The sequence below is a fragment of the Rhodoblastus sp. genome (assembly GCF_052145335.1).
In the GTDB taxonomy this organism is placed as follows: domain Bacteria; phylum Pseudomonadota; class Alphaproteobacteria; order Rhizobiales; family Beijerinckiaceae; genus Rhodoblastus.
This window is the reverse complement of sequence record NZ_JBKQOU010000090.1, coordinates 1-5,856: the sequence shown is the minus strand read 5'-3', so window position 1 is coordinate 5,856 and position 5,856 is coordinate 1. Positions and strand designations below refer to the sequence as shown.

The 5,856-nt window shown below is 61.9% G+C and carries 5 protein-coding genes; 2 read left to right on the top strand and 3 right to left on the bottom strand.

Annotated elements, in window-relative coordinates:
• Positions 1-213 (top strand): hypothetical protein (locus tag ACLP2E_RS06380; RefSeq protein ID WP_442465446.1); only part of this gene is annotated, 213 nt, incomplete at its 5' end.
• A gap of 37 nt (positions 214-250) precedes the next feature.
• Here ACLP2E_RS06380 and rsgA read toward each other — a convergent pair.
• Positions 251-1,300, bottom strand: coding sequence for a ribosome small subunit-dependent GTPase A (gene rsgA, locus ACLP2E_RS06375; protein ID WP_442462177.1), 1,050 nt, complete (start codon positions 1,298-1,300; stop codon positions 251-253).
• A gap of 495 nt (positions 1,301-1,795) precedes the next feature.
• Between rsgA and ACLP2E_RS06370 the strand changes: the two genes are divergently transcribed.
• Positions 1,796-2,515, top strand: a complete 720-nt coding sequence (locus ACLP2E_RS06370; protein ID WP_442462176.1) for a hypothetical protein — start codon at positions 1,796-1,798, stop codon at positions 2,513-2,515.
• A gap of 125 nt (positions 2,516-2,640) precedes the next feature.
• Here the strand turns inward: ACLP2E_RS06370 and ACLP2E_RS06365 are convergent, their stop codons facing one another.
• Together ACLP2E_RS06365 and ACLP2E_RS06360 are read right to left on the bottom strand one after the other, a co-directional pair.
• On the bottom strand, positions 2,641-3,834 hold the full coding sequence (locus tag ACLP2E_RS06365) for an alpha/beta hydrolase (RefSeq protein WP_442465445.1): 1,194 nt from the start codon (positions 3,832-3,834) through the stop codon (positions 2,641-2,643).
• A 126-nt stretch (positions 3,835-3,960) separates the two neighbouring features.
• Positions 3,961-5,856 (bottom strand): tetratricopeptide repeat protein (locus tag ACLP2E_RS06360; RefSeq protein WP_442465444.1); only part of this gene is annotated, 1,896 nt, incomplete at its 5' end.

Genomic DNA, 5,856 nt, shown 5'->3' with positions numbered 1-5,856 from the left:
CGGCGCTTGCGGCCGGCCTGCATGCGCATGTCTCCGACCCGATCCTGGCGAAGTCACAGGCGATCGCCATGCTCGCCGGGCAGGCAAGAGGCCACGATCATGGCCTATGCGGACGGCTTTTATCTCGTTGGCTTCGGCCTTGTGCTCAGCCTCGGCGCGATCACGCTACTGCGTAAGCCCGGCAGATTCGGCGCTCCGGCGGGAGCGCATTGACGCGTTTTGTAGGAAGTCCTTGCGCGAATTCTCTGGCTCAGCGTTTTCTGCTGCGAGCGGCCGCGCCTCCGCCAACGTATGGAGCTGCTTTGGTCGGCGTGTTGTGGTCGTTTTCGTCGACAAGTTTGCGCCATCTAGCCAGTCGCGCGGGCTCCAATGCGCCGTTGGCAACCGCCGCCTGCACTGCGCAGCCCGGTTCATGGGCATGAGCGCAATCGCGAAACCTGCAAAGCGGGGCAAGCTCCGTAATTTCGGCGAACAGGGTACTGACCCCATCGGCCGCATTGCTGATATGGAGCGTGCGCATTCCCGGCGTATCAATCACCCAGCCGCCGCCCGCAATGGCGTGAATCGAGCGCGAGGTCGTAGTGTGGCGTCCTTTCGCGTCGTTTTCCCGAATCGCTCCGGTTTGCTGCGGCGACTCCTGCGTCGTTCCCACAAGAATATTGACCAGTGTCGATTTGCCGACGCCAGAGGAGCCGACCAACGCCACCGTCTGCCCGACCCCGCACCAAGGGGCTAACGCCGTCGCAGCGTTCCGGGAATGGGGAGACAAGGTCACGACGGCCAAGCCGCGTTGCAGGATTGCGGCCTGCTGCTGGTAGGACTTCGCATCATCGGTGGCGTCGACCTTGGTCAGCAGGATCACGGGATTGGCGCCCGATTGGTTTGCCAGCGCCAGATAGCGCTCCAGTCGGGCCGGGTTGAAATCAGCGTTACACGAAGTGACGATGAACAAAGTATCGACATTGGCGGCGGCAAGCTGCGGGGTTTTCGCTCCTTCCGTATGCCGTTCCAACAGGGTTTTGCGACTCAACCGACGCTGCAGCACCAAGGTTTGAGAATCGACAAGCACCCAGTCGCCAACGGCAAAGTCGCCGGTGTTGGCATGAACGGGAAGGGTCAGCCGGATGGGGCCGGAAGGAGATATCGCCGTCAGGCGCGCACGGTGGACGCAGGTGATACGGCAAGGATCAAAGGCGATATCATCAAGCTGCCGCTGGTCCTCGAAAAAATCAGACCAGCCGAGATTTGGCAAAGAGTTCGAGCGGACCGGATCGGAGGAGGCTGTCACCATTGCGCCCATAGGCGCTCGTTCTTATTCATGAATACACTCCTTAGCCGTCCCTGCGGTTTGGCCAATGGCTCAGCTGAAATCAAACCCGCCCGCGGAAAGTAACATCATATTTGATCCGGCGAATGCGGTTTAACAGGCGGGGAAAACAAATGAGCGCGGAAAGCGATGCGGTCGCCGCCTCGCTGAGTATCGCGGTGCCCGACGCCCAACATAACCTGCCCTTAACTCGATCCGATCCCGTGACAACCCAAGTGTCGCCTTTCCGTCCGCGCTTCTGCACTTTCGAATGTCGCAATTCTACAACAAGGCCGAATAATCGCATCCATTTTCCAGGGCGAAATTGTATCCCGGATTTGGGTATGACAAGTTGCGATTGAAGCTGAGGCTCGTTTTCATCCTAGGGGATTTTACATGCGCAAATTCGCGCTCGCCGCCACCGCCCTCTTCGCGCTCGCCGGCCAGGCGACAGCCGCCGACCTTCCGTCGCAAAAGGAAGAGCCGATATTGGCGCCGGCGCCGAACGACTGGCATTTCGAGGCGACGATCAATGGCTGGGCGCCGAGCCTGCTCGTCAATACGGGCTTCGCCAACCGTCCGTCCGTCTCCGGCAATTATGGCTTCTTTAAGCTTCTCGATCATCTCTATGGCAATGTCCCGGTGAGCTTCGTCGCCCATAACGACAATTTCATTACCGGCCTGGACCTCTACTGGGTCCGCCTCGGGGTGAACGCGCACGTCGATGTGCTGCCGGCTGGCCCTTTCGGCGGCGTGAACCCCAGCTTGACGCTCGGCGAGACGATCCTGACGGGTTTCGGCGGCGTGAGGCTTCCGTTCGGCTCGCCTGATTTCAACCTCTACGCGATCCTCGGCGGCCGCTTTTTCAATTTGAACGAAGCGATTGGACTGGGCGTGCCCGCCTTCGGTTATGGCCTGAATACGAAGGTGACCAAGGATTGGGCGGACCCGATCGTCGGGTTGGTCATGCGCAATCGATTCGACGACAAATGGTTCGCGGATGGTGAGATGGATATCGGCGGCGTCGGCGGAAGCGCGACGTGGCAGTTCTTCGGCGCCCTCGGATACAATTGGACGCCGTCCATTGCATCGACCGTGGGCTTCCGTGCGCTCTATGCCTACGATCAGCAGTATAACGACTTAGGCGGCAGCTTCCGCATTCATCAGAGCTTGTTAGGCCCCCAGGCGACGATCACCTACAAATTCTGATCGGCGCTGGCGCGCGATGGCGCCTTGCCATGCGCCGGAAGGAAATTCGCCAGAGCCCCGCTCCGATCGAATCGGAGCGGGGCTCTCATTTTTTGAATCAAAGCGTCTGCGCTCGGGTCGCAAACTCAATAAGGCGTAGCGCCGCGGACCGTGTCGCCGACGTTGTCGCCAAGATGATCGAATTGCGACCCCATATGGTCTCTCGTCTCGGGATCGATAATGGCGATCGGCGCCGAAGCGGCGATGCCAGCCACCGAACCGACGGTCGAGGCGGCGCCCGAGGTCACCTGAACAACCTTCTCGCCGATCCCCGTCTTGCCGGCGAAACTCTGGCCACTGGAAAGGCGGCTGCCGATCAGTTTGACTACTTCGGGACTTTCGGCGAATTTCGAATGGTTCAGCTTGTCGTCGGTAGTCACATCGGTCAAATCGATGACCGTGATGTTTTCCTCGCTGAACTGGGAACGGAAAGGCTCGGCATTCGGGTCCACGGCGCCGATGCGCGGCACGCCACCCCATACCTTGCGCGATATCCTCAAGGCCTCGTCGTCACGCGACACGAACAGCGTGAAAGGCGGTCGCGGCTGGCCCATTTCGGCAATCTGCCTGCGGAACACATACATATCGACATCCGGCGCGGCCAGCATGACGTTCTTGATCTTCGGCGCCAGCCGCTTGTCGCGGATCGCCATCTGCCTCAGGGCTTCGAGCGTCACCCAATTGCCCATGGAATGGGCGAGAATATCGATCTCTCCCACGTCCGGATCGCGTTGCAGAGCTTGCAACAGCTTCTCCAGCGCGTCGCGCGAATAATTGGCGCTTTCCCGATCGTAAGTATAGGAAAACAGATCGCCGCGCGAAGGCCACGTGAACAGGATGGGCACGGCGACCAGATTAGAATCATGGGCGATCTGAGCCATGCGGAACACAGCCTCGCCGAAGCGCGTGTTGAATCCGTGGACGAAAACCAGCACTTCTTTCTTGCGGGCATGGCGCAAGCTTTGGTGCAAGACCTTCAGCGCCTGGGCTTCGTCGATCCGCTCGGTCCGAAGCGCGACGAAATCCCTGGACGGGTCGCCGACCTCCGACGAGGAGACCTGGACGTCGCCGATCTTGCGATTGGCGTCGGGCGGGATCGACACGGTAATGTTGGCGAAATTGACTTCGTCGTCGCGTTCGCCGGAATAGAGCTGCCCCGGCAGGTCCGACGGCTTGCGTGTGGTCGCCACCAATACGTTGACCGCACTGGCGCCCGGCGCCGTTTCCTTGACCGGAATCAGTCCACCCGACGACCGTCCGCTGCAAGCGGTCAGCGCCATTATCGAGGCTAGGCAAACGGCCGTCAGGCCCGGTTTCGCACGAAACAAATGGGAGACCCCTTTTGGAAAGCGGTTTTCCCTACCATGTCGCGCGCCCGAAGCCTAGGGCCCGGCCGTTTTTGGCGCTCAATGTCCCGAAAGTTTGGCGGCGAGCCGCGCGATCTGCTCATCGTCCGGACGAACCGCCGCCAGCCGTTTGGCCAAGGGCGCGGCGGCGTCGACATCGCCGGCCGCGAGCGCGTCGCTCAGCAGCGCGTTGAGCAGCGACGGGTCGTAGGGATGGAGCGCCAGAGCCTCGAGGAACACCTTTCGGCTCTCCTCGCTTTTCTTCAGCGATTTGAGGGCGACGCCATAGACATAGGCGAAACGGGCGTCGTCCGGCGCGAGCTTTGTCGCCTGGGAGAATTGGTCCAGCGCCTCCGTGTACTTCTTCTGCCGCACCAGGGCGAGGCCCAGAGCGTGATGTGCTGCGGCGTTGTCGGGCGCCAGCGCGAGGGACTTCTGCAAAGTCTCGACCGCCAGCGCGTCGCGGCCCGTGCCACGATAAAGATCGGCGAGATTAACCGACAGTTCGGACGCCTTGGGGTCGAGCCGCAATCCGGCGAGGAGTTCCACCTCCGCCTGTTCATATAATTGGCGGCCCATAAAGAAAGTCGCGAGATTGGCGCGGCCTTCGGGCCGGTCCTCCTCCAGACGCATGGTTTTTTCGGACTCAGCGAAGAGTTTTTCCAGAGCAGCAGCCTGCGCCGGGGGAAGTCGATCGAGTTGCAGCCCCGACAGGGCGCGGCCGACCTCCAGCCGAACGGCGAGAACCGGATCAGCGATCAGCCCGTCCAGCCGTGTCAGCCTTTCTTCAGGAGGCTGCATCGCGATATTGCGCACGGCGGCGACCCTGACCATCGGATCGGGGTCTTTCAGGCGCTGGCGAACGGCCTCGGTGACCGCCGCCGAGGGGAAAGCCGACAATTCCAGCACCGCCGTGCCGCGGGCAACGGCGGGCGTATCAAGGTTATTGGCGAAGGCGATGAGGCGGTCGCGCGCGTCGGGATCGCCTTCGCGCGCCAGTTTGAACGCCTCGCCATAGATCTGCAGCCCCTTGCGCACGGGGCCGTGCCATTTTTCAACCGCGTCTGCGGCCCATTGCGCCGATTTGTCCTTGTGGCAATCGTTGCAGGCGTTGGGCGTTCCGATTTTTTGCGTCAGGTCCGGCCGGGGAATGCGGAAGGAATGATCGTGGCGCGGATCGACGACCATGTAGGTGCGCACCGGCATATGGCAGGAAACGCAGTCCGGGCTGCTCGCCGTGGCGACGTGGCCGGCATGCTTCACATCGGCGAATTTCTGCTTGTCGTGGCACTGCGAGCAGATTTCGCCGCCCTCGGCCTTGAGCTTTCCGGAATGCGGGTCGTGACAGTCAACGCAGGTCACGCCCTTGGCGTACATCAGGCTTTGCTTGAAGGCCTGATCGTTGAACACTTCGTCGCGCATCTGGCCGTCGGCCTCGAACAGGCCTCGCTGCAGCAGCGACGACATATGGGTCTGCGCGAGTTCGCGGCCCGGCTTCCAGTCCTCCGAGATCGTTCCGCGCCGGGCATGGCATCGGGCGCAAAGCTCGACCACGTCTCCTTGCGGCCGAGCGACGCCCTTGGCCGGGCTGCCGGTGGCGGGGTCCGACGTCCAGTCGGCCAGCGGGCGCTGCGGGACGGCGTCGGAGAAGCCTTTCAGCTTGTCCGCCTTCCGCGCCGGGTCTTTCGCCCAGGCCAGATGGCCGGCGCCGGCGCCGTGGCAGCTTTCGCAGCCGATGCTGATTTCGGAAAAAGTCGTATGGTAGGAGTTGGAGGCCGCGTCATAGTTCTTGTGAAGCGCGGTCGAATGGCATTCGGCGCACATGTAGTTCCAGTTCTGCTGGCGGCCCGTCCAATGCAATATATCGCCCGCCGGAATCGGCTGGTCGCCATAGACGTGGAACCAGCGCTGGCCGCCCCGCTCTTTCGGTCGCGTATCCCAGGCCCAGGGCAGCAC